Source organism: Streptomyces sp. H39-C1 (assembly GCF_027158125.1).
Classification (GTDB): Bacteria; Actinomycetota; Actinomycetes; order Streptomycetales; family Streptomycetaceae; genus Actinacidiphila; species Actinacidiphila fildesensis.
Map to the genome: position 1 here is coordinate 48,441 of NZ_JAPVLS010000042.1, position 25,130 is coordinate 73,570.

A 25,130-nucleotide genomic window follows, 5' to 3' on the forward strand; every position below is an offset into this window, starting at 1 on the left:
CGACCGTTTGCCCCCGGTGCCGCTACCCCGCCCTCGTAACATCCTGTGGTCCCGGCTGTTCGTGGACGCGCGCGGCGAGGACCGCGATGTCGTCGTCGGGCGTAGTGGGTGCGACCGTGGTCAGAACATGGTCCAGCAGGTCCTCCAGGGACTCGCCCGGGCGCGGGCGGCGCAGGCGGGTGAGTCGGGCAAGGGAGGCGTCGATGTCCTCGGTGCGCCGCTCGACCAGACCGTCGGTGTAGAGCAGCAGCATCTGCTCGGGGTCCAGTGAGTGGACCACCGCCTGGTACTCGCCCAGACCCGTTCCCAGCGGTGGCCCGGTGGGAACGGCCAGCAGTTCCGCCGGCCCGTCCGGGCGGAGCAGAGTGGGCGGCGGGTGCCCGGCGCTGGCGAAGGTGCACCGATGACGTGCCGGTTCCACCAGGGCGAGCAGACAGGTGGCGGGGCGGGTGGCGTCGCTCTGCGAGGTCAAGTGGTCCAGTTGCCGCAGGATACGGTGCGGCGGCAGGTCGGTGGCCGCTACGTAGCGCAGCAGCATGCGGTAGGCATTCATGTCGACGGCCGTCTCCACCCCGTGGCCCATGACGTCGCCGATGACCAGCAGGGTGCGGCCGAAGGACAGGCGGATGGTCTCGAACCAGTCGCCGCCCACCATCGCGGACGTACCGCAGGGCAGATACCGGGAGGCCAGCTCCAGATTCGCGTGCGGGCTGCCCGGGTCGGCCAGCAGCGCCCCCTGCAACTCCATCGTCAGGTCCTGCGCCACGGCGTAGCGCCGAGCGTTGTCCATGCTCCGGGCCGCCCGGTCCGCGACCGCTTGCACAGTGGCGGCGTCGTCGTCGAAGGCGGCACTGGGTGGGGATCTGAGCAGCGACAGGACACCGATGAGCCGGCCGCCGGCCCGCAGCGGGACGACGAGCACCGACGCGGCACCGACGCCGCCCCCGAGCTCGCAGGACCAGTCCTCGCCGGCGCCGGCTCCCTGTCCGCCGGTCCTGTCGTGGCTCAGGAAGGCCTGGCCGCTCTCCAGGCACTGCGCGGTCGGGCACCTGGGCAGATGACGCACCCACTCCGCGGCCGGCGCAAGGGTCTCCATGCCGTGACGCAGTCCCGGAACCGCCTCCAGGGCGGTGCGCCGCACCCGCAGCGGGCCGGCCCCGACGGTCAGCCCGGCCGGAAGCGCCTCTGGGGGCAGGATCTCGACACTCGCCAGGTCCGCGAAGCGCGGGACCGCGAACCGCGCCAGTTCCGCGCAGGTGACGTCCAGGTCCAGGCTGGTCCCGATCTGCTCCGTGGCCTCGTCCAGCAGCGCCAGCCGCGCCCGGTCGGCCAGCAGTGCACGCAGGGCATCGGCGTTGTCGAAGGCCGACGCAAGCACCGTCTCACCTTCGCCCGGGCCGGTGCCCGCTGCTGTGGAACGCACCCTCGCCTCCCTGGTCCGGCCCCCGTCCCGGAAGAGCAATCATCGGTTCCCCGGACGCCGTGCGCACCCAGGCACCCTGTGAGGTAGCCGACACCCGGCAACCCTATGCCGTCACACACGCAACACAGCCCCCAGGGGACCCACGATCGGCGGGTCGAGGTCCGGCGCGCACCACTGCGAAAGCCGCCCGCCGTGCCTACGCTGGTGCAGGTCTCCAGCGATGGCTTCGCCGAGTCGGATCGCTCACCGTCCGAAGTACCGGGAAGCCCGTGAAAGAAATCCGTGCGGCGGTGTCGGATCGGGGCGGAGCTGTTCGTAGTAAGGGTGAGCGGTCGCCCGGGAGGGGCGTCGCCGAAGCGCAGGAGATGGTGCGAGATGCAGTATCTGGTTTCCGTGATCACCGACACGACCGACAACCTCGCCACCCCGGACGAGGACGCTGCGATCGACGTGTTCAACGAGCGCCTCCAGGCCGACGGTCACTGGGTCTTCGCCGGCGGCCTCGGCGGGCCCGACACGGCCACGGTGATCGACAACCGCGGAGCGGAGGCGTTGTTCACCGACGGGCCCTTCGTCGAGTCGAAGGAGTTCCTGATCGGCTTCTGGATCATCGAAGCGCCCGACCTCGACGTGGCGCTCAAGCTGGCGGCCGAGGGGTCGAAGGCCTGCAACCGGAAGACCGAGGTGCGGCCGTTCCTGTGAGCGTGACCGACGTCCGGGAGGCGATCAGCCGGGCCCACCACGAGGAGTGGGCCCGGGTGGTCGCCGCCCTGACCGGACGATTCGGCGACCTCGACATCGCCGAGGAGGCGGCGGCCGAGGCGTTCGCGACCGCCGTCGAGCGGTGGCCGGCCGACGGCGTGCCGCCCAACCCCGGCGCCTGGCTGACCACCACCGCCCGCCGCAAGGCCATCGACCGGGTCCGGCGCGAGAACAAGCGCGTCGACAAGCAGAAGGAGGCTCAGCTGATGTACGACGACCCGCCCGAGCCTCCCGGCCTCATCGACGACGAGCGGCTACGGCTGATCTTCACCTGCTGTCACCCGGCGCTTGCGATGGAGACTCGGGTGGCGCTGACACTGCGCATGGTCGGCGGTCTGACCGCGACCGAGATCGCCCGTGCCTTCCTGGTGCAGGAGACCGCCATGGGCCAGCGGATCACCCGTGCGAAGGCCAAGATCAAGGCGGCTCGCATCCCCTACCGGGTGCCGTCCGCGGCGGACCTCCCGGCACGCGTGTCCGGCGTACTGGCCGTTCTCTACCTCGTCTTCAACGAGGGCTACCTGGCGACCGGCCCCGACACCGACCCCGTACGTCACGACCTGACCGCCGAGGCGATCCGGCTCACCCGCCTGATCCGTGCCCTCATGCCGCAGGACGGTGAGGTGGCCGGGCTGCTGGCGCTGATGCTTCTGATCGAGGCCCGCCGTACCGCCCGGGTCTCGGGAAGCGGCGAACTCATCGCCCTCGATGAGCAGGACCGTGGGGCCTGGGACGCGGCGCTGATCACCGAGGGCCACCGGCTGGTACGCGAGCGCCTGGCGACCGGTGCGGCTCCGGGCCGCTACCAGATCCTCGCGACGATCAACGCCGTGCACACCTCCGCCCGCGGCGTACGCGACACCGACTGGTCGCAGGTCGTCGCCCTCTACGACCAGCTCGTCCGCCTCGACCCCTCGCCGATCGTCGCCCTCAACCGGGCCATCGCGGTCGCCGAGCTCGACGGCCCGCAGGTGGCGCTGGCGGCCGTCGACCGTCTCGAGGACAAGCTGGCGGGCTATCACGCCTACCACGCGACGCGCGCCGACCTGCTGCGCCGGCTGGGCTACGGTCAGCAGTCACGCGCGGCCTACGACAAGGCCATCGATCTGGCGGGCAACACCGCCGAGATCACCTATCTGACGCGCCGCCGCGACCAGCTGGGGTAGCGACGCTTCCGGCGTGACCGTCGGGTGACGAGCCAGTGGGCCACGTCGCTCCTGCCCGGGCTGTACGACTTCCACGGCTGGAGCAGCAGCAGCACGTCACCGCCTGTCGGAAGTCGCGGTCAGGCGGGCTGCCACAGCTCGACCCGGTTGCCCTCAGGATCGGTGACCCAGCCGAATCGGCCGACACCCGCCATGTCCTGCGTCTCCGGAGCCACGTCCGCTCCCTTGGCGCGCAACTGAGCGAGCATCGCATCGAGGTCGCCGACCCGGAAGTTGAGCATGCTCTGCTGGGCGCGGGACCCGAAGTAGTCGGTCTCGGACTCGAAGGTCGCGAACACCGTCGGCCCGGCTCCCGGACGCCACAGGCCGTTCTCATCTGCGTCCAGGCCCAGGCAGTCGCGATACCAGGCGCCCAGAGCCGCCGGATCCGCTGCCCGCAGGAAATATCCACCGATTCCCAGCACACGTTCCATGCCGCCATCCTGCCAGGACGGCGATCGCGCGTGGTGGCACCTTGCCGGGTTGCTCGCAACAACGCGGATCCCCGGCTTGCACGGCGGGAGCGCGCGAGTTCGTGAGCGAACACCGCACTCACGGCAGCACTCTGATCAGGCTTCACCCGATCGCAGTAGCTCCGATGCTTCTGTCGCCGAGAGGGAGTGGCCCCATCGCCGAGCGTCCGAAGTTCGCGGAACTGCTGCGCCGGCACCGGCGCGCGGCCGCCGTACGCACTGGCTGATCTCGGCCGGTGTCTGGGTCGCTGGGCCGCCGCGGCGAAAACGTCTCCCGTCCGGCCACGGTGGCCGCCGTCATCACCCAGGCAGCCGAGGGCCTCAACGGCTGGTCCTGACGGCCGCGGGCGCTCGCCCCATCCGTCCACCGTCTCGACCTCGGCGCGGGTGACAGCGACATCGACAGCCCCGGTGGCGGCGAGTGGATGACCGATGACCTCCTGGACTGGCTGGCCTCCGGGGCCGGCTCACCATCTGCCTGAGCGCCATGATGCGGTCCCTTTCTCGGCGAACCCGGTCGGGTGGGATCTGGTTCGGGGTACGTGCGACCCAGGCGGCGGCTGTGCGTCCTGCGGAGACTGCGTCAGCCGCGCCGTGGCCACCGGTGGGTGGTCCCTCGAGCGCGTGTGCTCAGGCCCAGTGCCACTCCACCTGCGTCGGCGCCGGCCGGTCGTCGCTCATCGTCTCTCCCGTCCTCACGAGGCGGCCTGGCCCGGCGGGTTGACCGCGGGGATCCAGCCGACCAGGCGCCCACCGGTGTAGATGAAGCCGGCGCCGATGCCGAACGCGCCGTTCACGCCGCCCCAGACGAACCACAGCGACGAGATGCCCCCGAGGCCGGCCGCCTTGGTGATGGCCGACAGGTCGAGGGGCCCCTTGATACCGCCGAGGATGCTCGCGAAGTCCTTTCCGAACTTCGCCGGATCGCTCAGCAGGGTGCCCCACATCTTGCCGGCGCCCTGGAGCCCGGCCCAGTTCGATGCCCAGAACCCGATCTCGGGGGTGGTGGCGCCGAATTTGCCCAGCAGCCAGTTGGTGGCCGGATTGTTGAACCACTTCGACGTGTTCTGCCAGTCGGCGGCCACGTTCGGCGGCGGTGCCCCGGCCGGTTGGGAGCCCGGGGCAGGGCGACCCGGCACGTTTCCCGGCCTGTTGTTCGGCCCGAACGGCCGGGAGAAGTTCGGGACACCTCCGCCGGGACGCGGGTTGCCCGCCCCGAACGGCCTGGAGAAGTTCGGAATGGAGCCGGCGGGCGGCCGCAACGGCACCAGTTGGATGCCGCCGGCTCCGCCCGGCCGGTTCGCGAGGGCGGCGGCCTTGGCGATACTGGAAATCCCCTTGCCCACCACCGCGACGATGGCGCCCAGACCGGCCAGGCCGAGCCCGACCGCCCCGAGCACGACGTCCAGGACGCTGCCCTTGCCGTCGACGTACAGCACGATGTTGGCGATCAGCGTGACGGCACCGGCGACCACCCCGGCGATGACGATGACGTTCACACCGGGGATGAGGATCGCGAGGACGCCCAGGATCATGCCGATGATGGCGAAGATCTGGCTGATCTTGGCCATGACGGCATCGAGCTTGTCCTTGTAGGAGTCGGTCAGCCCATCGGTGTACCTTCTGGCGCTGACCGCGTCGCCGAAGCGCTTGCCGGCCACGTTGAGAGCGTCCACGGCGTTGTTGAGCCGCGTCTTCGCCGCTGCCATCTTCGAGTCCGCCTCGGAGTTGGCCTTCTCCTTGTCGGTGCCCTTCTGCTGTTCCTCGGGGGTGATGGTGCCGTCCGGACTCTTCGTCGGATCCGGTAGGCCCTTCGCCTTGGTCTGGGAGCCCTGGGCCTCGTCGGCGTCCTGAAGCGCGCCGGCGGTCTCGCTGAGCCCCCGGTCCAGATCCGGCTCATACTTGCCGATCTCGTTGGCGACATCGTGGTAGCGCACCGCGGCCTTGCCGAGGCTGTCCTTGAGGGTGCCGGCCTCGGACTTCAGCCCCTCGACGTACTGGCCGGCGAGGCTGTCACTGTCGCTGTCCACGATCTGCCCGAGCTTGGCGGTCGCGTCATCGATGGTCGTGGCGATGTGGCTGTAACGCTTCTGCGCCGCGCTCACCACGTCGGGGTCGGCGTAGGCGGGGTCCGAGTCCAGGTCCAGCGACGACCAGTCGAGATTTCTGATTGCCATGCGGTTCTCCTTGAGCGACTCGTCAACCGTTCTGGAACGTGTCCATCAGCTGTTGTTCCCCCTGCGACCACGCATCGTCGATCTTGGTCACCTTGTCGCGGAGGGATTTCATGTCCTTGACCATCGCGTCGCGGTGGACGGTCCAGTTGTCCGCGAAGTCGCCCATCGACAGATTGGCGTTGTGCTGACCCCAGAGCCCCTTGTCGTCGTTCTGGAAGTCCAACGCCCCCTCGAACTGGCTGATCAGTTCGTTGAGATCGCTGACCAGGTCCTTCAGGTCCTTCACCACCAGGTCTGCCATCACTGCTCCCGCGTGTCGTGGGTGGGTCCGCCGGGCCGGGCCGGCGCTGCCGAAGGGATCTGGGTGGTCAGCAGGCTGCCGCTGCCCAGGTGGACCAGTGCCGCGCCCGGCACGACCCTGGCGGCGATCTGAGAACGCGTCAGCCGGACGCCGACCAGGTCGCCGTCGCCCATGCCGGGAGGGGACAGCAGCGCGCCGCGCCGGTTCTTCTTGACCTCCGCCTGCCAGCCGGAGAAGCCCGCCGCTACCGAGGCGACGTTCCCGCCGAGGATCACGCCCCGGTTGCTCCCCGAAGCCTTGCGGACGAACGCCTTCAGCCAGTCCCGGCAGCGCAGGTCGCGCCATGCCTCGGCATCGTCGACCAGGAGCACCACCGGACCGTCACCGGGGTCCAGCAGTTCGGAGAACTCCCGCTCCGCCGGCTCCTCGCCGGTGATGACACCCCGCACCCCGGGCCGGCCCTCGAAGCCGCGCAGCGGGGAGTTCATGGGGGCACCGATGACGATCTCGGTGCCACCGCGCAGCAGCGACTCCGCCATGACGGCGAGTGCCGTGCTGCGCCCGGACCGGGACGGTCCGGCGACCAGGAAGGTCGGCTGATCACCCAGCAGGTCGGCCCCGACCGGCTCGAGGTCGTCGCCGCCGACCCCCACCAGTGCCCACATGGGGGCCGGGGTCCCGACCGCCTCCCACGCCTGCTCGAACGTGAGGTCCGTGGGCAGCACCGCGATCCGGTTCGGCCGCGCCGACTTCTCGACCCCCGCTTCCCGCTCGACGAGCCGGGCGGCCAGCGCATGCACCGCGGCCACCTGCGCCGGACCCGCCGGGTCGGCCGCCACCAGCGCGACCTGGGTCTCGATCGCGCTGCCCGCGCGGTAACCACGGCCCGGTGGCAGGTTCTCCGGGATCTTCCGCGGGTTCAGCCCGGCCAGGCTGGCGTCGCTGCGGTCCGACAGCCGCAGCACCAGCTTGTCCTCGCACAGCGAACTCATCCGGCCGGTCAGCAACATGCGGTCACCGGCGATGACCACGTGCACCCCGGCGCTGGCGCCCTCGCGGTGCAGGGTCTGGATCAGTTCGGTCAGCGCCCCGGCGTCGTACTCGTTGAGGGTTCCCATGAACCCTTCCCAGCGGTCGAGCAACAGCACGATATGGGGCAACCGCTCGGACTCCTGGGCGGCCGCCCGCTGCTCCGACACATCGGCGAAGCCTCCCTCACCGAGCAGTCGCTGACGGTTCCGCACCTCGGCGTCCAGGCGTTGCAGCAGCCGGACGGCCCGGTCGGTCTCCGAGCGCTGCACCACCGCGCCACAGTGCGGCAGCTTGGTGAGCGGAAGCAGGGCTCCGTTGCCGCAGTCGAGCCCGTACAGGTGCAGGTCGGCGACGCTGGACTCACTGGCCGCCGCGGCCGCGAAGGTCCGCAGCGCCGCGGAGCGCCCGGAGCGCGGGCCTCCGCTGATGTGCAGGTGCCCGAAGGTGGCCAGGTCCACCGTCACGGGTTCCTGGCGCTGCTGCGTCGGCAGGTCCTGTACCGCCCAGGAGAAGGACGGATCCTCCCGGGTACCGCGGACCGGATCCGCCGCCAGCTCGACCACCGGCGACAGCGGCAGCGGCGGCGGCAGCCACGGCCGGCGCTGCGGGGCGATGCCCACCATGTCGTTGGCCTGTCTGATCGCTGTCACCAGGACTGACAGGTCGGTCAGTTCGTTGGTCTCGGCCGTGCTGTGCGGGCGCTGCGGCGCGGGCAGGCCGAGGTCCAGCCACGAGACCGGCTGCAGGAACGGGACGGCCACGACCGCTGTCCGGTCGGCCGGCGGGCGGCGGCCCCCACCCGGCCGGTCTGGAACGGGATCAGCGAGCTGTGCCCGAGCCGGGCGTAGCCCCGCCCCGGAGTCGACGCCGGGATGCTCGCGGCTTCCCGGGCATCGATGACATCGGTGCTCTCTCCGGAATCGGTCACCCGCAGCGCGACCCGCAGGTTGGTGTTGGCGCGGATTTCCGCCGACACCACACCGGACGGGCGTTGGGTCGCCAGGATCAGATGGATGCCCAGCGAACGGCCGCGCTGGGCGACGTTGACCAGGCCGGTGACGAAGTCGGGCAGCTCGCGCGCCATGGAGGCGAACTCGTCGATGACGATGAGCAGGCGTGGTATGGGAGCCAGTTCGGGCCGTCGGCTGGCGTAGTCGAGGTAGTCCTCCAGGTCTTTCGCGCCCGCGGCCGCGAGCCGGTGCTCGCGATGGGTCAACTCGGCGCTCAGCGAGGCCAGGGCCCGCTCGACGAGATGCGTGTCCAGGTCCGTCACCAGGCCGACGGTGTGGGGCAGTTGGACGCAGTCCTTGAACGCGGCACCGCCCTTGTAGTCGACCAGGACGAAGGTCATGGCGTCCGGGCGGTTGGCCACGGCCAGCGACGCCACCAGGGTCTGCAGGAACTCCGACTTGCCCGAACCGGTCGTGCCCGCCACCAGGCCGTGCGGGCCGTGGTTGACCAGGTCGAGCGCGAACGGGCCGCTGAGCGAATAGCCGACCACAGCCTTGGTGGTACGGCCCGAGGCACGCCAGCGGGCAGCGATCGAGGCACCGGTCGGCTCCTCCAGTCCGAGGACCTCCAGCAGGCGCGCGGCGGCCGGCAGCGCGGCCTCGCCCTGGTTGTCGCTGACATCGCGCAGGGGCGCCAGCCGGCACCCGGTCGCCGCGTACCAGCTGTCCGCCACCTCGTCCGCGAGGATGTCGTCGATCTGTGCCGCGCGCTGCTGCCGTAGGGTGGCCGGCCGCGCGGCGCCCCCGACCAGGACGGTCGCGCACTCCTCAGGCAGGGTGCGTTCGTCGGCGTCCACACAGATGCTGTAGACGCCGACCGCGGGTCCTTCCTGCAGGATCGTCACCATTCCGGGCAACGCCCGCAGTCGTCGGGCACCGTCCAGCACCACGACGACGTCCGGGTCGGCGAGCACCGCCCCGAAGCCGGCGTTGAGACGCGCCTGCTGACGTGCGTTGATGAGCTCGGTCAGCTCGGCGACCCGGCGGCCGAGCGTCTCGGCGTCGGCACCCAGCAGAGCCAGCGCCTGCTGCCCCAGCATCGGCCGGGTGTGCGGCAGCCAAGCCGCCCACTCCCATAGCGACTCCCCCGCCGGGTCGGTCAGGATGTACAGCTGCACGTCGCGAGGACTCTGCAGCACGGCCAGTTGACCGACCAGCCAGCGCGCGGTACGACGCGGCCAGTCGCCGAGCCCCGCGACACCGACGACACCCGTCTGCGCGATGGAGAAGGCCGCGGGGACGTCCCGCACCGCCCGGACTTCCCGTTGGCGGTGCGTGCCGTCGCCCCCCTCGACAGAGATCTTGGTGGGCAGGTCGGCGATGCCGACCCGGACCAGCAGGTGGTCAGGATCGGTGCGGCGGCGTTCCCAGAGCCGGGCCCGCGGACCGGTCGCGATGACGAGCAACTCGGCCGGGTCCGGGCTGGCGGCGCGGTAGTCCAAGCGTTCCTGCTCCAGCGCCGCCGTGATCTCGGCTTCGGTGGCCTCGAGCTGGGCCTGGTGTTCGGCCAGCTGACGCCGGTTGCTGATCCGGCCCTGACGCCGCCCGGTGAACCAGTTCCCGAGGACCATGACCGGCGACATCGCCGCCATCATCAGGAACAACGGGTTGTCCATCATCACCGCGAACGCGCCGCCGAAGACGGCGGGCAGCGCTGCCGCCAGCCAGGGCAGTGCGCTCGGTGCCGACGGCTTGGGCCGGTTCGGGAGGCGGAACGCGGTGCGCTGCTCGAAGGGAAGCAGCCGAGGGGGACGGTTGTAGTCCAGGTACTCACCCTCTGGCGAGGGTTCGACGACGGCATCCGGGCTCAGCAGCGGATACGCCTCCAGGATGGTTTTCCCGACCAGGAGTTGGGACGTCTCCCGCCAGGCGACCTCGTGGTCGGGCAGCGGGGTGCGGTCGAGCAGGGCGGAGGACGTGCCCGCGCGCACGTGCACCGAGGCGTCGAGGGACACCCGGACGACGGCGACCACCGCCGGCTGGTCACTGCCCATGATGATGCGGCAACCGGCACCGGATCCGATGCGGTGCTCGCCCGCGTCGAGGTACCAGACCCGCCCGGCGTCGGCGCCCGCCACGGCCCTGACCGTGGCCAGACCGGTGTCCGGGCCCGCGACGGGGCCGGGCGTGCCGAGCCACAGGACGGTGCCGTCGTGGATCCCGCTGTCCGCCAGGGGCGTGGAGAGGTCGAGCGGCTGATCGGCGAGATAGACCGCCGTCACACCCGGATCGCCGGACGGCGGGGTCTGCGACGCATCAAGGCTGTCCAGCAGGTTCTTGACGACGTCGCGGAGGACGGTGGTGGGATCGGCATCCACGACCACGTCGGCCGACCAGTCCGGTAGCCGGGCAATGGTGATCATCATGGGCATGGTTCCCCACCCTCATCAGTCCGGGCGCCCGAGCCGAGGGAGCGGCCGGCGCGGGGCGCACGTACGGCGCCGGCCGCTCTGGGCCGGCTACTTCTGGTTGAGGGAACCGGAGAGCTGGGTGTCCATGTCACGCAGCGCGTCCACGGCCTTGTCGAGCCACACCGACAGCTGGTCCAGGGTCTCCATGGCCTGATTGGCCGAGGTGACGAACTCGGTGTGCACTTCGTCGAACTTTCCCGATGCCTGCTCGGTGACGAAGCCGCTGGCCGTCAGGCCGTCGACGATGCTCTTGCACTGCGTGAGTTTGTCGTCGATATCGGCCTTGTTGGTGCGCATCGTGTTCGCGGTGTCCGACATCTCCTGGTAGGTGACGTTCAGATTCGCCATGGTGTGTCCCTTCTGGTGTCGCCGAGCGTCTCGGTACGCACCGACTCGTTCGGCACGGACGCTGCCGATGCTAGGAACGGACCCAGTGGCGGTCCAGAACACCGGCTGGAGGCTTGGGCCCTTGGGCCCAAGCCCTCCCCCTGCCCGGCGTTGACACTTCCCTGGCGGGAAGGCCAACGTTCGGGGCACGACGAAAACCCCGTGCGCTCCGCTCGTGGTGGGGCAGCTCCTGACGACGCGGCCAGCCGCGCCTGGCGGGGTGCGCGCCCGACACGACCAGCCGCCCACAACCGAGGGGCCACAGGTGACACTGCCGAGCCGATCCGCTGATCGCGTTCCTCGCCGCGGCGACTGGCGTGCCCGGCTGCGCAGGTCGCGAAGGACCGAGGCACGATCGGGGCCGGCCCGGGGCGCCGATCACGGCCTGTGGACCGTGGACCGGGTCGTACGCGTCCTGGCCACCGCCTGCGACCGCGAGAACCGCGGTGTTCCCGTGGCCCATGTGGTCGTCGTCGGACCCGACACCGTCTGGCTTCGCCTCAAGACCCCCGACGAGCGTCCCCCCGTCGGGTGGACCGCCGATCACGGCGGCCGGACCTGGCATGCGCGGCTGCGCATGCTGCAGAGCGCGAGTGTGGCGGAGTCACTGCCGGACCCGTACCCGAAGCTGGTCTCGCTCGGCGACACCGCCTCGGGCTTCGCGCTGCTGAACCTCAGTCAGGTCGGCGGCATCATCAGCCTGGAGGGCGACGCCCGGCAGGCAAGGGCCCTGGCCGAGGCGTGGACCCGCGAGCTCACCACGAGCCCGTGGTCACAGGGTGTGCAGGTGGTCCGGATCGGGTTCAGACCAGGGGCCGCGGAGCGGTTCGGATCGGCCGAGTCACCGACCCAGGCCCTGACCGACGGCGATGCCGCGCTGGACGACGTGAGCGGCGGGGTGGCACTGCTGGTCGGTCTGCCCGGCGGCCGTGACCGCCAACGCGAACGCATCACCAAGCTGGCGGACGATCCGGACGGACGCTGGTCGGTGGTCGTCGTCGGCCGGGTCGACCAGCCGCGGTGGCGCTTCACCATCGACGCGAACGGTGTCGTGGACACCGGCCTCCTGGACGAGCCCGTGGCACGCCGGCTGCATCCGTCATCGGACGCGCCCGCCCATGAGGAGGCGGGTGCCGATCCTGCCGGCCACCCCGTCGGCGGGGCCGCACCCGAGAACCGCCGGAGAGGAGGGCCGTTCACCCGCCGCTGGGTGATCGTGGCGACCGCGGTCGGCGCCTGCCTGATGGGCACTGCCCTCGTTCTCACGCTGAAGGACTCCTCATCGTCCTCCGCACCCGGGGCCAAGGCCCCCGGCACCCAGGGGGCTCCCCAGGACGCCGCCACTTCGAAGCCGACGGCGAGCACTCCCCCCGCGAGCGGGGGAACCACCAACGGGGGCAATGCCGGAACGGCGACCGCGCTGGTGAACCCCGGCACCGGCAAGTGCCTCAGCGGATCGAAGGCCTCGGACGGCACACCGCTGATCCTGGCGGCGTGCGACGGCAGCGCGAACCAGAAGTGGGACCCCTCGAACGGCACGGTCCGGACGAAAGGCCTCTGCATGGACGCCGCCTGGGGTGCCACCGCCCCCGGCACGGTGGTGCAGCTCGCGAACTGCAGCGGCAATCCGGCGCAGCGGTTCTCCGTCCGCGCCGGCAACAGCACCGTCTACTCCGAGCAGGCCAAACTGTGCGTGGGCACGGTGAACGGCGGCACGGCGATCCAGCTGCTTCCCTGCGGCCACAACAAGGCTGAGGCGGTCTTCAAACGAGGCTGAACGCCGAACTGGCGCAGGTGGTAGCCGGCGGCGAGCCCTGGCTGGGCCGCCGCCGATCACTGCACCCGCGCGGCGTGGGTCATTCGGCTCCCGCTGCGGCGGTGGCTGCCGCAGCAGCGGTGCCGGTCCGGCCGAAGACGAGCGCGACCAGGGCCAGGCCCACAACGGCGCCGGCGAGTTGGGCGCCGATGAAGCCGGGCACCGAGCTCGGGGCGATCCCGGCGAAGGTGTCGGTGAAAGCCCGGCCGATCGTCACCGCCGGATTGGCGAACGACGTCGACGAGGTGAACCAGTAGGCGGCACCGATGTACGAGGCGACGGCGACCGGTGCGAAGCGCAGTCGGCCGGTGCGGGCCAGGCCGAAGATCAGCAGGACGAGTCCGGCGGTGGCGACGACCTCGCCCAGCAGCAGGTGTCCGGTCGAGCGGTCGTGCGTGGACCACTTCACGAGCGGTTCGCCGAACATCGCGTCCGCCAGGACCGCGCCGCCGATCGCCCCGACCACTTGCGCGGGGAGGTACACGGCAACCTCGCGGCCGGTCACGCCTGCGCCGCCGCGCCGTGCGTTCCACCACTCGGCGAGGGTGACGGCGGGGTTGAAGTGGGCACCGGAGACCGGGCCGAGCAGCAGGACCAGGATGCCGAGGCCGAAGACCGTGGCAGTGGAGTTGGCCAGCAGTTGCAGGCCCACATCCTTGCTGAGCCGGGTTGCCTGGATGCCGGAGCCGACGACCACAGCCACGAGGGCGGCGGTGCCGACCAGTTCCGCTGCCGCCCGGTGGGCCAGCGGGACGCGGGGCGGGGTGGCGCCCGGGGCAGGCTGGGGGCCGGTCTCAGGTATGGGCGGCGATTCCGCCGTGGTCGCGGCGCCGGCCTCGGTGGCACTCAACGGGACTCCTCAATGCAGGTACGGAGATCAGGGGCAGGAACGCTTGAGGTTGCCCTCGGCGGTGGCGCGAGCGGTGGCGGCGAGCTCGGTGAAGGACCCGGCCAGGGCTTCCATGACGTCCGGCCGCAGCTTGTAGTACGTGAATCGGCCGCAGGGTTCGGTATCGACCACGCCTGCCTCGCGCAGCACCCTGAGGTGGTTCGAGAGGTTGGTCTGTCTGGCCCCGGTCTCCTCCACCAGGTGCGTGGTGCACAAGGTCTCCCGGGCGAGAAGGGTCACGATCTGCAGCCTGAGCGGGTCGGCGAGAACCCGCATCAGGTCAGTGTCGACTGACGTCATCATCTGCTGATACTTTCACATCAGTGAGCGCTGATGCCAGCTCCCGCCCACGACGCTCGCCGACAGAAGGAACGAGAACACCGTGTCCGACAAGCCATCCGTCCTCTTCGTCTGCGTCCACAACGCCGGCCGCTCCCAGATGGCGGCCGCATGGCTCACCCACCTGGCCGGAGACCGCGTCGAGGTCCGCTCCGCCGGCTCCGCCCCCGGCGCCCAGGTGAATCCGGCGGCAGTGGAGGCGATGCGCGAGGTCGGCATCGACATCTCGGCGGAGATCCCCAAGGTACTGACGGTCGAGTCCGTCCAGGCGTCCGACGTCTGCATCACGATGGGCTGCGGCGACGTCTGCCCGGTCTTCCCCGGCAAGCGGTACCTGGACTGGAAGCTGGAGGACCCGGCCGGCCAGGGCGTCGAGGCCGTCCGCCCGATCCGCGATGAGATCAAGGCCCTCATCGAGAACCTGATCGCCGAGATCGCCCCGGAGCCCGCCGCATGAGCGCGGTCGGCCGGTTGGGTCCGCCGGTACGCGCTGTCGGAGCCGTTCGCTAAGGTCTGCGGCCATGACTGAGTTCACTGCGGAAACATGGCCGGAACCTCCCCTCGCCGGTACCGAGGCGGCAGCCGTCCTCGGCGCCCTCGAACGCCAGCGGGCCACGCTCGCCTGGAAGTGCTCCGGCCTGGACAGCGCCGGTCTGCAAGCCACGGTTGGCGCATCCACCGTCACTCTGGGCGGGCTGCTCAAACATCTGGCGCACGTGGAAGACAGCCACTTCGCCCGGCTGTGGCTCGGCTCCGCCGCCGGCGCCCCCTGGGACACCGTCGACTGGGACAGCGTCCCCGACTGGGACTACCGCTCGGCCGCCGAGGACACTCCCGAGCAACTGCGCACTCTCTGGCAGGAATCGGTCGCCCGCTCCCGTGCCACCGTTGACCAAGCACTCAGCGAGGGCGGACTGGATCAGCTCGGCGCCTATGTCACCCGCAGCGGCGAACACCCCAACCTCCGCCGCATCCTGCTGGACCTCATCGAGGAGTACGCCCGCCACGTCGGTCACGCCGACCTCATCCGCGAATCCGTCGACGGCCTGACGGGCGAGGATCCGCCGAGGTGATCAGGCCGCGTGCGCGGGCGTCCGCTTCCTGGGCGGTGTTCCGGCGGTCGTAACGCCCTCGGGACGGGGTCCGGAACCCGTCGCCGGGAGCGTGGGCGGTCAGTACGGTCGTGACCGGTGGGACGCGACGGGGACGGAGATCCTGATGGGTGCGGCGGACGGATCGCGGGATGTACGTGCGTGGCTGCGGGGTCTGGAGGTGTTCGCCGGCCCCCTCGCCACGTTCGACCCGGCATCGGCTCCGGCCGAGCCGGTCGCGCTCTTCCTGGAGTGGCTGACGGAGGCGATCGAGGCCCGGCTGCCCGGGCCTGACTCCCGCGGGACCCTGTTACGAAGTCGGCTTCGCGTAATCTCCGTAGCCGGTCCAGTCCAGCGCCACGCAGGGTTCGTCGCCGACCACCCAGGCGTCGTGTCCTGGTGCGATCTGGATGAAGTCGCCCGGACCCGCCTCGGCGCTCTCGCCGTCGTCCATGACGACCTTGATCCGGCCGCTCACCACGTACCCGGTATGGGCCGACTGGCAGCTGTCGGTGCCGGCCATCGGCTTGATGTGCTCGGACCAGCGCCAGCCAGGCTCAAAGACCGCCCGACCGACCGGTCCACCATCGGTTTCGAGCAGGTCCAGCCTGCCCTTGCCGTCCTCGAACGGTCTTGTCTCGTCAGCGGAGTCGAAACTCCGGAACACCAGTCCGGTCATGATCAACCACCTCAGCGGGAAATGGCCCCGAGTCCACCTCCAGCCTAGACCCGCCCCGGGTACGTGGCGATTCAGCCGATGAGCGGCGGAGCCCGACCACCGCCCGTCACGTACTTTCATTACGCCGGGGTCACGCCGCCCTCTCGCGTCATGAAGGTCCGACGTGGCCGCCCTTGCCGTAGAGAGCTGCCGGCTCGGTCGTGGGGCCGGTGGGCGGGATCATCAGGCCCGCTACCAGGGCCGCGAGCAGCAGGATGCCGGCCACCCACCAGAGGGTGGAGGTGTATCCGCTCATGGTCGCTTCGGCGAGCGGCTTCGACAGCGACGGTGGGAGCCCTCGCTGGCTGCTGGCGCGCCCGCTCCGGGCCAGCTCGTCAAGGCCTGGCGGGAGCCCGGACAGATCGTGCACCCGGGCGACGATGGCCGAGCCGAGGATGCTGCTGAACCCCACGACTCCGATCAAACCCCCGAACTGTTGAGCGGCGTTCACCGATGCCGAGGTCACACCGGAGTCCTGCGGGGTGGTGCCGGCCGTCGCGATGGCGAAGAGCGGCATCAAGGCCATGCCTGTGCCGAGACCGGTGAGGAGCATGCTCGGCAGCACCTGGGCGGAGTAGGTGCTGTCGAGCGTGAGGCGCGTCAGGAGCAGAACGCCGACGGCCACGAGTGCCAGGCCCGGCACCATCAAGGCGCGGGGTCCGACGCGGTGCAGCAGGCGGGCGGAGATCTGGGTGGACCCGATGACCATCGCGCCGACTGTGGGCAGGAAGGCGACGCCGGACCGGAACGGGTCGTAACCGAGGACATCCTGGAGATAAAAGGTCTCGGTCAGGAACAGCGCGACAAGTCCCATACTTGCCACGACCATGGTGAGGAAGGCGCCGAGGCGGGCTCGGTCCCTGAAGACGTAGGGCGGCAGGAACGGGGTCGACGCCTGGGTCTGCCACCCCACGAAGGCCGCGAGCAGCAGGACGCCACCCACCAGTAGGGCCGCGATCCGGGGGTCGGTCCAGCCCCATGTCCCGGCCTTGTTGAAGCCGAGGGTGAGGGCGAAGAGTCCGCCGGTGCCGAGCACCGCGCCGAGTAGGTCCAGGCGCACCGCAGTGCGGCCCGGACGCTCGTGCACCAGGGTGGCCGCGCCGATCCCGGCGACCACGGCGATCAGGACGTTGATGTACAGACCGAGGCGCCAGTCCAGTTTCGTGACCACCCAACCGCCCACGAGCAGTCCGATCGCCGAGCCGCCGCCGGCAATGACACCGAAGACCCCGAAGGCCCTGCCGCGCTCCTTCGGGTCGGTGAAGGAGGTGGCCAGCAGGGACAGCGCCGACGGCCACAGCAGAGCGGCGAAGACACCCTGCAGCGCCATGGCCCAGATGAGCATGTCGCCGCCCGCGGCCGCGCCGCCGAGCGCGGAGGCCACCGCGAAGCCGGCCAGACCGATGATCAGCGCCCGTTTACGGCCCATGAGATCCGCGATGCGCCCGCCGAGGAGGAGCAGACCCCCGAAGGCGAGGGGATGGGCGAGGTACAGCAGGCTCAGGTCGTCGTGAGGGATCTGCAGATCGGCCATGACGGCCGGCTCGATCATGTCCAGGTACGACCCATTGATCAGCACCAGCAACTGTGCCAGCGTGATCACCGCCAGGCCCCACCAGCGCCGGGGATGCGGGCCGTGGACGTCCGCCGGGACAGGGGGCGCGGGCCAGGAGCCGGGGTACGGCCCCGGTGGCGGGCCGAAGCCCGGAGCCGGACGGAAGTCCGCCGGGGCCGTCGGGGTGTACACGGGCATGGGGGGCAGCGGCTGGACGGGGACGACGGAAGCCGGGGCCGGCGGAGCGGTCCGCATCGCAGGGGCATAGTCCAGCAACTGAGCCGCATGTCGGCCGAGTTGGGCCAGCACGGGGCCAGGGAGCCATTCGCCGTTCCCGTCCGCCGCCGTGTGCGCCGCGATCTGCTGCAGTGCGGGCCGCTCGGCCGGGTTCTTGTGCAGACAGGCGCGTACGAGATCGACCAGCGATTCCGGTACACCGGTCAGGTCCGCTTCCTCCTCGGCGATCCGGAAGAGGTGGGCGTTGAGGCCGGTGTCCGTGGCGCCGAACAGGAGGCGCCCGGTGGCGGCGTAGACGAGCACGGCACCCAAGCAGAAGACGTCGCTGGCGGGGGTGAGTTCAAGGCCGCGTACCTGCTCCGGCGACATGAACCCCGGGGAGCCGATCAGCATGCCGGTGCGGGTGTGCAGGCTGTCCCCGGCGAGGCTGTCCATCGCCCGAGCGATGCCGAAGTCGATGACGCGGGGGCCGTCGACGGTGACGAGGACGTTGGACGGCTTCAGGTCGCGGTGGATCAGGCCCACCTCGTGAACAGCCTGCAGCGCGAGGGCGAGGCGGTTGGCGAGGGTGCGTACCGAATGCTCGGGCAGCGGTCCGAAGTCCTTGGCGACCACCGTCTGCAGGTCCGGCCCCGGGATGTACTGGGTCGCCACCCAGGGCACGGCGGCCTCGGTGTCGGCGTCGAGCACGTCCGCCGTCCAGGCCCCGCCCACCCGACGGGCCGCCGCTACCTCTCGCGCGAACCGCTTGCGGAATTCGGGGTGCTGAGCGTGCTCGGCCTGCACCACCTTCACGGCCACGGTCCGTCCGGCCTCCGAACGGCCCAGGTAGACCAGACCCATTCCGCCCGCGCCCAGGCGGGCGATCAGGCGGTACGGGCCCATATGGGTCGGGTCTTCGGTGATCAACTGGTCCACCGCAGCAAGATACTTGAGGAGCCAGGACCCCGGTGTCCGATTCTGGAGTCCGGTGCGGAAGTCCCTTATGCGGGGCGGTGTCGCGACTGCGGCCATCTGCGAGCAACCCGTCCCGCGTGCGGTTCACCCGCTCCGGCGCGTCCTGTCGGCCCTGGTCGGTAAGGTCCTATCGATCGAGCAGCTGGAGCCGCCACCCATGAGCGCACCCCCGACACCCGTACCCCTGACCCCTGGCTGGCCGCACTGCGGGCATGGTGCGGATCCGGCTCACGACCCCATTGGTTGCCGAGGCGTCCACACCCCTGGCAGTACCGCCTGCCTGGCTCACCTCGCCGACGCCGACCGCGCCGCCCACCTCGCCGGCCTGACGTCCGGCAGTGATGTGGACCTCCGCGGAACCCCGCTCACCCGGTCCCTCCTCAACCAGGTCCTCGACGCGGTGCGCGACCCCGCCACGGGGAACCCGCATTTCGGCTCCGCCTACTTCGCCGAGGCGACGTTCCGCGAGAACGTCCGGTTCAACGGGGCGCGGTTCACCGGACCCGCCTGGTTCCACGGTGCACGGTTCACCGGGCAAGCCCGCTTCCGCGAGGTCCAGTTCCACGACGCCGTCTGGTTCACCGAGGCGCAGTTCTCCAAGAGTGTCTGGTTCAGCGGGACACGGTTCATGAAGGACGCCTGGTTCGACGGGACGCGGTTCGTTGAGGACGCCGCGTTCGACATGGCGCAGTTCACCGAGGATGCCCACTTCGACAGAGCGGAGTTCAGCGGACCTGCTGGATTCCGCGAGACCCGGTTCAGCGAGAACGCCTGGTTCAGCGAGGCTGAATTCGCCGTTAATGCCTCGTTCGACACGGCCTGCTTCACCAAGGGCGCCCGGTTCCTCGATGCGCGGTTCAGCGGCGAAGCCGGTTTCGACGGGGTTCAGTTCAGTGGGGACGCCCAGTTCGATGGAGCGCAGTTCGCTGGGGACGCCCAGTTCCTTGCGACGCAGTTCACCGGGGAAGCCGGTTTCGACGGGGCGCAGTTCAGTGGGGACGCCCGGTTCTCCAGCGCGCGGTTTGCGGCAGCGTCGTCCTTCGGGCCGGTGCTCTGTGCCCGGACAGTCAATCTGAGCGGCGCGGTATTCGAGACGCCGGTGACCCTCGAAATCGCGGCGCGTCGAGTGGACTACGTACGGACCCGATGGGAGGCGACGATGACGATGCGGCTCCGCTACGCGGCAGTGGACCTCAGCCACGCGGTCCTGTCCGCCCCCGCCGCGGTCACCGCCCACCCGGCTCCCTTCGCCTACCGCGCGCCGAGCGGCGAGAGCCTGTTGGCCGGGGCAGCTCCCCAGGCCACGGTGCAATCGGTTCAGGGTGTCGATGCCGCGCACCTGGTCCTGACCGACACCGATCTGACCAAGTGCCTGTTCTCCGGGGCCTTCCATCTCGACCAGCTCCGCTTGGAGGGCCGCTGCACTCTCGCCCCGGCCCCCGCCGGCTGGCACCTCCGCGGCATCTGGCCCTACCGGTGGACCCGCCGGCGGACGTTGGCGGAAGAGCACCACTGGCGCGCCCGGAACGCCGGCCAACCCGCACCGGTGGCCGGCCGGCCACCGTCGGCCCGGGTCTGGAGCGAAGGTCCTCACCACCCCGACCCCGGCCTCACTCCCGACCCCGAAGACGTGGCCGCGCTCTACCGACAGTTGCGCAAAGCGTTCGAGGACGGCAAGAACGAGCCTGGCGCCGCCGACTTCTACTACGGCGAGATGGAGATGCGCCGCCACGACCGCGCCTCCACCCCCCGCGGCGAACGCGGCTTGTTGTGGGGCTACTGGCTGCTCTCCGGGTACGGCCTGCGCTCCTCCCGCGCCCTGGCCTGGCTACTGGCAGCCATGTCGGTGACCATCCTCCTACTCAGCGGTTTCGGACTGCCCGACCACGACCCCGACCCCGCCACCACAGGAACCCTCCGCGGCAGCGCCATCAGCCTCACCACCAGCTCACCGGATCCTTCCCTGCGCGGCAGTCTCAGCCGGCGCATGACCGCGGCGCGCACCGAGAAAGCCACTCGCGTCGCCGTCAACTCCGTGGTCTTCCGCTCCTCCGGACAGAACCTCACCACTGCCGGCACCTACATCGAGATGACTTCCCGTCTGCTGGAACCCATCCTCCTGGCCCTGGCCGCACTCGCCGTACGCGGACGCATCAAACGCTGACCGCCGCCATGCGGGCACCGGCCCGATCGTCCGCGCTGAATGCCCAGGAGGCAGCCACGCCTTCATCACTCCAAGTCATTGCACCACTACTCACTGTCTCAACTCCCACGTCCGGTCCAGCGTCAGCACCCCATGGTCGGCACAGTGAGCGGGATCGGCATTGTCGTGGAACGCTGGTAGAGGAGCTGCCGACCGGCCTGCTCAGAGGGCCGCTCCGTGCGACTCCCCTGATCACGGAGGCACCTATGGCCAGCAACGTCAACCAGGCGCAGGCCGCAGGCACCCGTACCGGCGGGTCATCGTTCGCCAGTCAGTCCGGTTGGATTGTGTTCGCGGCGATCATGATGATCTTCAGCGGCGCCATGGCCATCCTCGAGGGGATTTCCGCCATCGCCAAGGACGACCTGTTCGTCAGAACCACGAACTACACGTTCCAGTTCAACCTGACCAGCTGGGGCTGGATCCATCTCATCCTGGGCATCATCGTGCTTCTCGCCGGCTGCGCTCTCTTCTCCGGAGCCCTGTGGGCGCGCGCCGTGGGCGTCATCCTCGTCGGACTGAGCCTGATCGCCAACTTCATGTGGGTGCCCTACAACCCGTTCTGGGCGATCGTCCTGATCGCCATCGACATCTTCGTCATCTATGCCCTGTGCACCCCCGCACGCTCCGGGACATCAGCAGCCCGATCCTGACCGACGAGTGCCGCCGCCGTGAGTTGAGCAGATCCCATCTGCTCAACTCACCGAACGCGGCTCTCCCGTGGAGGCAGCCATGGTGCTTGACCTCGTCGTCATCGGTCTGGCCATCACCTTGGGGCCCCTGCACAACACCGCGTTCATCCTGCTTCTCTCGGGGCTCAAAGGAGTGCGCAAGGGACTGGCGTTCATCCTGGCCTGGCTGGCGTGTCTGGTACTTGTCATCGCCGGAGTGGTCCTGGTGACCGGCGGGGAACCCCTCGTGCACAAGAGTGCGCCGTCCACCGCCGCCCTGGCCGTGAAACTGTTGCTGGGCTTCGGCATGGTGTTCTACGGCGAGCGCAAACGGCGCCGTGGGCGCCGGCCACGCCAGTCCCCCAAGTGGTTCGCCCGACTCGACAACATATCCCTGTGGTCCGCGGCGGGACTGGGAATCCTGCTCCAGCCATGGGGCATCGTCGCCGCCGGTGGAGCGACGGTGGTGCAGGCGAACCTGTCGTCCCTCGCCACCTACCTGGCCTTGATCGGCTACGTCCTGCTGGCCACCTCCAGCCTGCTGGTCATGGAGCTCTACGCCACCTTCAGGCCGACCGCCGCCGCGACCGGACTCAGCGGTCTGCGCTCCTGGATCGAGGGTCACCAGGACCAGGCGATCGTGAGCCTGTCGCTCGGACTCGGCCTATGGCTGGTGGGACAGAGCCTTTACGGACTCGTCAGTTGAGACCACAACCGGCGACCTGAGAACAACCGCGACCGACGGAGAAGACCATGAACCAATCGGTGAGCCTGGCATCGGACTATCCGATGCTGAACCTGTTCTGGACCATAGCGGTCATCTTTCTGTGGGTGCTGTGGTTCATGCTGCTGTTCCGTGTCATCGCTGACATCTTCCGTGACCACGAGCTGAACGGCTGGATGAAGGCCTTCTGGGCGTTCTTCGTCCTGGTCCTGCCGTTCCTGGGCGTCTTCGTGTACCTGATCGTCCGGGGCAGCGGCATGCACGAGCGCGACGTGCACCAGGCCAGGCGCCACGAGGAGGAGTTCCAGACGTACGTGCGTGCCGCCGCCGGCACCAGCAGCACCACCGACGAGCTCGCCAGGCTCGCCGAACTCAAGAAGCACGGCGACATCACGGACAAGGAATTCGAGCAGGCCAAGACCAAACTCCTGGCCTGAGGGCGGAGCGGCAGACCGCTCTTCTCAGCCCGCGACGAGCCTGACGTCCTGCTGCCCGGCCACGTGGAGCCTCGGCAGGGGGAGACCTCCGCTGGAGTCCAGTTCCATCACGGTGGCTTCAACACGGACGGCGCCTGCTGTGACGGTGCCCCGGGCGAGCTTCTCGGAGTTGACCCAACGGTGCTCCGTCTGGTCGCAGACGGCGTTGGTGCCACCGATGCCGTAGCGGACACGGGTGTCGCCCTGGGACACGGAGGAGGACACGAACACGGGGTTCTGTCCACTTGCACAGCGGTAGGTGCCGGAGAGGGTGATGGTCCCGTCGGCTGCGAGACTACCGGTTGGGTCGACGGTCACTACCTCGCTCGGGTCCGCCGATGCCATGGGGACATTGAGCAGGAGCAGCAGCGCGGCACTGGCGACGGCGCCGAGAACGGGGCGCAAGGACATGAGGGCACCGCTGGGAGTATGCAGCCAGGAACAAGAGGTTCCACATGTACCGGATCCCGGCCCTCCGCCGACCGAACGTCCGACGGCATACATCCCACGTCACCCGGTTGCATCACAGCCAAGCGCTTGAGGACAGGCCGGCGGGGAGCAGGCGAACTCGTCAGCAGGGCAGCGTCGAGTCGATCGCGCGGCACGACCGTGCCCGCCTCCGGTGCGGTGGAGGCGGGCACTGCGTGGGTGCGCTCTCGCGTGGTCAGACCTGCGCCGAGTTCTTCGCGTACGGCGACTCGTCGACGAGCTCCGGCGCGGCCGCGGGCGCGGGGCCGCCTTCGCTGAGGCCGAACCGCGCGTGGAAGGTGCGCAGGAAGCCGGGCGCGTACCAGGCCGAGCGGCCGAGCACACGCATCGCTGCGGGTACGAGGATGCCGCGTACGGCGACGGCGTCGATGAGGACGGCCAGTCCGCTGCCGAGGCCGAACATCTGCATGAAGCTGAGCTTGGCCGTCCCGAAGGCGAAGAAGCTCACCGCGAGCAGGCACGCCGCCGCGGTGACGATGCGTCCGGTGTGCCCGAGGCCGTTGGTCACGGCGGACTCGTTGTCCTCGCCCAGGTCGTGGAGTTCCTTGATGCGGCTGGTGACGAACACCTCGTAGTCCATCGACAGGGCGAAGGCGATGCAGAACATCAGCACGGTCATGGACACCTCCATGGGCTGCGCGGTGAATCCGAGCAAGGAGGAGAGGTGGCCGTCCTGGAAGATCCAGGTCATGACGCCGAGCGTCGCCCCCAGGCTGATCATGTTGAGGAGCAGCGCACGCAGCGGCTGCACGACGCTGCCGGTGAACAGGAAGAGCAGGACGAAGGTGGTGAGAGCGACCAGGGCGATGGCGAGTGGGAGTTGGCCGGCGATGGAGTCCTTGGAGTCGACCAGTGCGGCGTCGACTCCGCCGACCAGGGGGTGTGCCCCGGCGGGCGGGGCGATCGACCTCACCTCCTTGACCAGGCTCTGAGCTTCCCCCGACTTCGGTGGCAGGCTGCTCACCACGTTGATCTGCTGTGCGTCGGGGCGGCCGAGGGCGGTGTTGCCGGGGTCGGTCGCCGTGGACCGTCCGCCGGCGAAGATTCCCGTGCTGGTCTCGACGCGGACGACGCCCTTGAGTCCGGACAGTTCGACGGCGTACGACTCCAACGGGGCCTTGCTGACGGGTTGGTCGATGACGACGTGGAGGGCCGCGTCGTCGTTGCCGTTGAACTTCTCCCGCAGGACCGACGAGACCTGGCGGCTCGCGGCGTCGTCGGGCAGCACGCGTTCGTCCGGTGTGCCGAAGGTGATGCCCAGCAGCGGGCTCGCCGCCAGCAGCAGGACCGCGAGCACGGGCAGTGCGGTGAGCGCGGGGCGCCGCATGACCGTGCCGGCCAGCCGTCCCCAGAACGGGGTCCGCGTGTCGGAGCTCCCTCGCCCTCGGTTCGCCCACGGCAGCCGCCCGCTGTTGACCCGGTGCCCCAGGACGATGAACAGCGCCGGCATGACGAACAGGGTGCTGAGGGCCGCGATGGCGACGACACCGATCCCGGCGTAGCCGAACGAGCGCAGGAAGTACTGGGGGAACACCAGGAGTGCTCCGAGTGCTGCTGCCACCGTGGCGGCGGAGAACGCGACTGTGCGGCCCGCGGTGCTCACCGTCCGCCGGACGGCGTCGTCCACGCCCGCCCCTGCCGCGAGTTGCTCCCGGAAGCGGCTGACCATGAGCAGGGCGTAGTCGATGCCCAGGCCGAGCCCCAGGGCCGTGGTCAGGTTGATCGCGAAGACGGAGACATCGGTGACGCTGCCGAGGACGAAGAGCTCCGCGAAGGTGCCCACG

General features: G+C 70.0%; 22 protein-coding genes. 9 read left to right on the forward strand and 13 right to left on the reverse strand.

Annotated features, from left to right (window positions below; genetic code table 11):
- Window positions 1-22: 22 nt before the first annotated feature.
- Complete coding sequence (locus O3W51_RS26075; protein WP_138352404.1) at window positions 23-1,423, reverse strand: PP2C family protein-serine/threonine phosphatase; 1,401 nt, start codon at window positions 1,421-1,423, stop codon at window positions 23-25.
- Between the two features lie 375 nt (window positions 1,424-1,798).
- Between O3W51_RS26075 and O3W51_RS26080 the strand changes: the two genes are divergently transcribed.
- The gene (locus O3W51_RS26080) at window positions 1,799-2,125 is read left to right on the forward strand and encodes a YciI family protein (protein ID WP_138352403.1); all 327 of its coding nucleotides are present in this window, start codon (window positions 1,799-1,801) and stop codon (window positions 2,123-2,125) included.
- Window positions 2,122-3,351, forward strand: coding sequence for an RNA polymerase sigma factor (locus tag O3W51_RS26085; protein WP_269287456.1), 1,230 nt, complete (start codon window positions 2,122-2,124; stop codon window positions 3,349-3,351). Before O3W51_RS26080 ends, O3W51_RS26085 begins: the two co-directional genes overlap by 4 nt.
- Before the next feature lie 119 nt (window positions 3,352-3,470).
- Here the strand turns inward: O3W51_RS26085 and O3W51_RS26090 are convergent, their stop codons facing one another.
- The 6 genes from O3W51_RS26090 to O3W51_RS26110 all read right to left on the reverse strand — a co-directional run bounded on the left by O3W51_RS26090 (window position 3,471) and on the right by O3W51_RS26110 (window position 11,142).
- A complete protein-coding gene (locus O3W51_RS26090) occupies window positions 3,471-3,824 on the reverse strand; it encodes a VOC family protein (protein ID WP_138352402.1) in 354 nt (117 codons plus the stop codon).
- A 734-nt stretch (window positions 3,825-4,558) separates the two neighbouring features.
- Window positions 4,559-6,040, reverse strand: a complete 1,482-nt coding sequence (locus O3W51_RS26095; protein ID WP_138352401.1) for a DUF308 domain-containing protein — start codon at window positions 6,038-6,040, stop codon at window positions 4,559-4,561.
- Window positions 6,041-6,062: 22 nt separating this feature from the next.
- Complete coding sequence (locus tag O3W51_RS26100) at window positions 6,063-6,341, reverse strand: hypothetical protein (protein ID WP_138352400.1); 279 nt, start codon at window positions 6,339-6,341, stop codon at window positions 6,063-6,065.
- Entirely contained in the window at window positions 6,341-8,134 is a 1,794-nt protein-coding gene (locus O3W51_RS48520; protein ID WP_331284094.1) for an FtsK/SpoIIIE domain-containing protein, read from the reverse strand. Before O3W51_RS48520 ends, O3W51_RS26100 begins: the two co-directional genes overlap by 1 nt.
- Window positions 8,041-10,755 (reverse strand): FtsK/SpoIIIE domain-containing protein, encoded by a 2,715-nt coding sequence (locus O3W51_RS48525; protein WP_306664980.1) that lies wholly within the window; start codon window positions 10,753-10,755, stop codon window positions 8,041-8,043. Before O3W51_RS48525 ends, O3W51_RS48520 begins: the two co-directional genes overlap by 94 nt.
- An 87-nt stretch (window positions 10,756-10,842) precedes the next feature.
- Entirely contained in the window at window positions 10,843-11,142 is a 300-nt protein-coding gene (locus O3W51_RS26110) for a WXG100 family type VII secretion target (protein ID WP_138352399.1), read from the reverse strand.
- 304 nt (window positions 11,143-11,446) lie between these two features.
- Between O3W51_RS26110 and O3W51_RS26115 the strand changes: the two genes are divergently transcribed.
- Window positions 11,447-12,958 (forward strand): RICIN domain-containing protein, encoded by a 1,512-nt coding sequence (locus O3W51_RS26115; protein ID WP_269287458.1) that lies wholly within the window; start codon window positions 11,447-11,449, stop codon window positions 12,956-12,958.
- Between the two features lie 79 nt (window positions 12,959-13,037).
- On the opposite strand, the gene O3W51_RS26120 is transcribed toward O3W51_RS26115, so the two are convergent.
- Both O3W51_RS26120 and O3W51_RS26125 read right to left on the reverse strand, forming a co-directional pair.
- Entirely contained in the window at window positions 13,038-13,847 is an 810-nt protein-coding gene (locus O3W51_RS26120) for an aquaporin (RefSeq protein ID WP_138352398.1), read from the reverse strand.
- Window positions 13,848-13,874: 27 nt separating this feature from the next.
- Complete coding sequence (locus O3W51_RS26125) at window positions 13,875-14,189, reverse strand: ArsR/SmtB family transcription factor (protein WP_138352397.1); 315 nt, start codon at window positions 14,187-14,189, stop codon at window positions 13,875-13,877.
- A gap of 79 nt (window positions 14,190-14,268) precedes the next feature.
- Here O3W51_RS26125 and O3W51_RS26130 point away from each other — a divergent pair, with 79 nt between their 5' ends.
- Both O3W51_RS26130 and O3W51_RS26135 read left to right on the forward strand, forming a co-directional pair.
- Window positions 14,269-14,682 carry an arsenate reductase ArsC gene (locus O3W51_RS26130; RefSeq protein ID WP_138352396.1) on the forward strand — a complete coding sequence of 138 codons (414 nt, stop codon included), beginning with the start codon at window positions 14,269-14,271 and terminating at the stop codon, window positions 14,680-14,682.
- A gap of 64 nt (window positions 14,683-14,746) precedes the next feature.
- Entirely contained in the window at window positions 14,747-15,298 is a 552-nt protein-coding gene (locus tag O3W51_RS26135) for a DinB family protein (RefSeq protein ID WP_138352395.1), read from the forward strand.
- Window positions 15,299-15,626: 328 nt separating this feature from the next.
- Here O3W51_RS26135 and O3W51_RS26140 read toward each other — a convergent pair whose 3' ends face one another.
- Entirely contained in the window at window positions 15,627-15,995 is a 369-nt protein-coding gene (locus O3W51_RS26140) for a cupin domain-containing protein (RefSeq protein WP_138352394.1), read from the reverse strand.
- A 148-nt stretch (window positions 15,996-16,143) separates the two neighbouring features.
- The gene (locus tag O3W51_RS26145; RefSeq protein WP_244808951.1) at window positions 16,144-18,744 is read right to left on the reverse strand and encodes an MDR family MFS transporter; all 2,601 of its coding nucleotides are present in this window, start codon (window positions 18,742-18,744) and stop codon (window positions 16,144-16,146) included.
- Window positions 18,745-18,940: 196 nt separating this feature from the next.
- Between O3W51_RS26145 and O3W51_RS26150 the strand changes: the two genes are divergently transcribed.
- The 4 genes from O3W51_RS26150 (at window position 18,941) to O3W51_RS26165 (ending at window position 22,818) form a co-directional block, all read left to right on the forward strand.
- Window positions 18,941-20,947 carry a pentapeptide repeat-containing protein gene (locus O3W51_RS26150; protein ID WP_138352393.1) on the forward strand — a complete coding sequence of 669 codons (2,007 nt, stop codon included), beginning with the start codon at window positions 18,941-18,943 and terminating at the stop codon, window positions 20,945-20,947.
- A gap of 245 nt (window positions 20,948-21,192) precedes the next feature.
- The gene (locus O3W51_RS26155; RefSeq protein WP_138352392.1) at window positions 21,193-21,639 is read left to right on the forward strand and encodes a DUF7144 family membrane protein; all 447 of its coding nucleotides are present in this window, start codon (window positions 21,193-21,195) and stop codon (window positions 21,637-21,639) included.
- 79 nt (window positions 21,640-21,718) lie between these two features.
- Entirely contained in the window at window positions 21,719-22,363 is a 645-nt protein-coding gene (locus tag O3W51_RS26160) for a GAP family protein (RefSeq protein ID WP_138352391.1), read from the forward strand.
- A gap of 47 nt (window positions 22,364-22,410) precedes the next feature.
- Window positions 22,411-22,818 (forward strand): SHOCT domain-containing protein, encoded by a 408-nt coding sequence (locus O3W51_RS26165; protein WP_138352390.1) that lies wholly within the window; start codon window positions 22,411-22,413, stop codon window positions 22,816-22,818.
- A gap of 24 nt (window positions 22,819-22,842) precedes the next feature.
- Here the strand turns inward: O3W51_RS26165 and O3W51_RS26170 are convergent, their stop codons facing one another.
- The gene (locus tag O3W51_RS26170) at window positions 22,843-23,268 is read right to left on the reverse strand and encodes a DUF6299 family protein (protein WP_138352389.1); all 426 of its coding nucleotides are present in this window, start codon (window positions 23,266-23,268) and stop codon (window positions 22,843-22,845) included.
- A gap of 253 nt (window positions 23,269-23,521) precedes the next feature.
- Window positions 23,522-25,130, reverse strand: a 1,609-nt coding sequence (locus O3W51_RS26175) for an MMPL family transporter (RefSeq protein WP_269287460.1), incomplete at its 5' end; no start/stop codon positions are given.

Coding starts and splice junctions, on each gene's coding strand:
- O3W51_RS26160 (WP_138352391.1), top strand. CDS start 21,719: ATGGTGCTTGACCTCGTCGTCATCGGTCTGGCCATCACCTTGGGGCCC.
- O3W51_RS48525 (WP_306664980.1), bottom strand. CDS start 10,755: ATGCCCATGATGATCACCATTGCCCGGCTACCGGACTGGTCGGCCGAC.
- O3W51_RS26135 (WP_138352395.1), top strand. CDS start 14,747: ATGACTGAGTTCACTGCGGAAACATGGCCGGAACCTCCCCTCGCCGGT.
- O3W51_RS26110 (WP_138352399.1), bottom strand. CDS start 11,142: ATGGCGAATCTGAACGTCACCTACCAGGAGATGTCGGACACCGCGAAC.
- O3W51_RS26125 (WP_138352397.1), bottom strand. CDS start 14,189: ATGATGACGTCAGTCGACACTGACCTGATGCGGGTTCTCGCCGACCCG.
- O3W51_RS26140 (WP_138352394.1), bottom strand. CDS start 15,995: ATGACCGGACTGGTGTTCCGGAGTTTCGACTCCGCTGACGAGACAAGA.
- O3W51_RS26155 (WP_138352392.1), top strand. CDS start 21,193: ATGGCCAGCAACGTCAACCAGGCGCAGGCCGCAGGCACCCGTACCGGC.
- O3W51_RS26080 (WP_138352403.1), top strand. CDS start 1,799: ATGCAGTATCTGGTTTCCGTGATCACCGACACGACCGACAACCTCGCC.
- O3W51_RS26170 (WP_138352389.1), bottom strand. CDS start 23,268: ATGTCCTTGCGCCCCGTTCTCGGCGCCGTCGCCAGTGCCGCGCTGCTG.
- O3W51_RS26150 (WP_138352393.1), top strand. CDS start 18,941: ATGAGCGCACCCCCGACACCCGTACCCCTGACCCCTGGCTGGCCGCAC.
- O3W51_RS26090 (WP_138352402.1), bottom strand. CDS start 3,824: ATGGAACGTGTGCTGGGAATCGGTGGATATTTCCTGCGGGCAGCGGAT.
- O3W51_RS26100 (WP_138352400.1), bottom strand. CDS start 6,341: ATGGCAGACCTGGTGGTGAAGGACCTGAAGGACCTGGTCAGCGATCTC.
- O3W51_RS26095 (WP_138352401.1), bottom strand. CDS start 6,040: ATGGCAATCAGAAATCTCGACTGGTCGTCGCTGGACCTGGACTCGGAC.
- O3W51_RS26165 (WP_138352390.1), top strand. CDS start 22,411: ATGAACCAATCGGTGAGCCTGGCATCGGACTATCCGATGCTGAACCTG.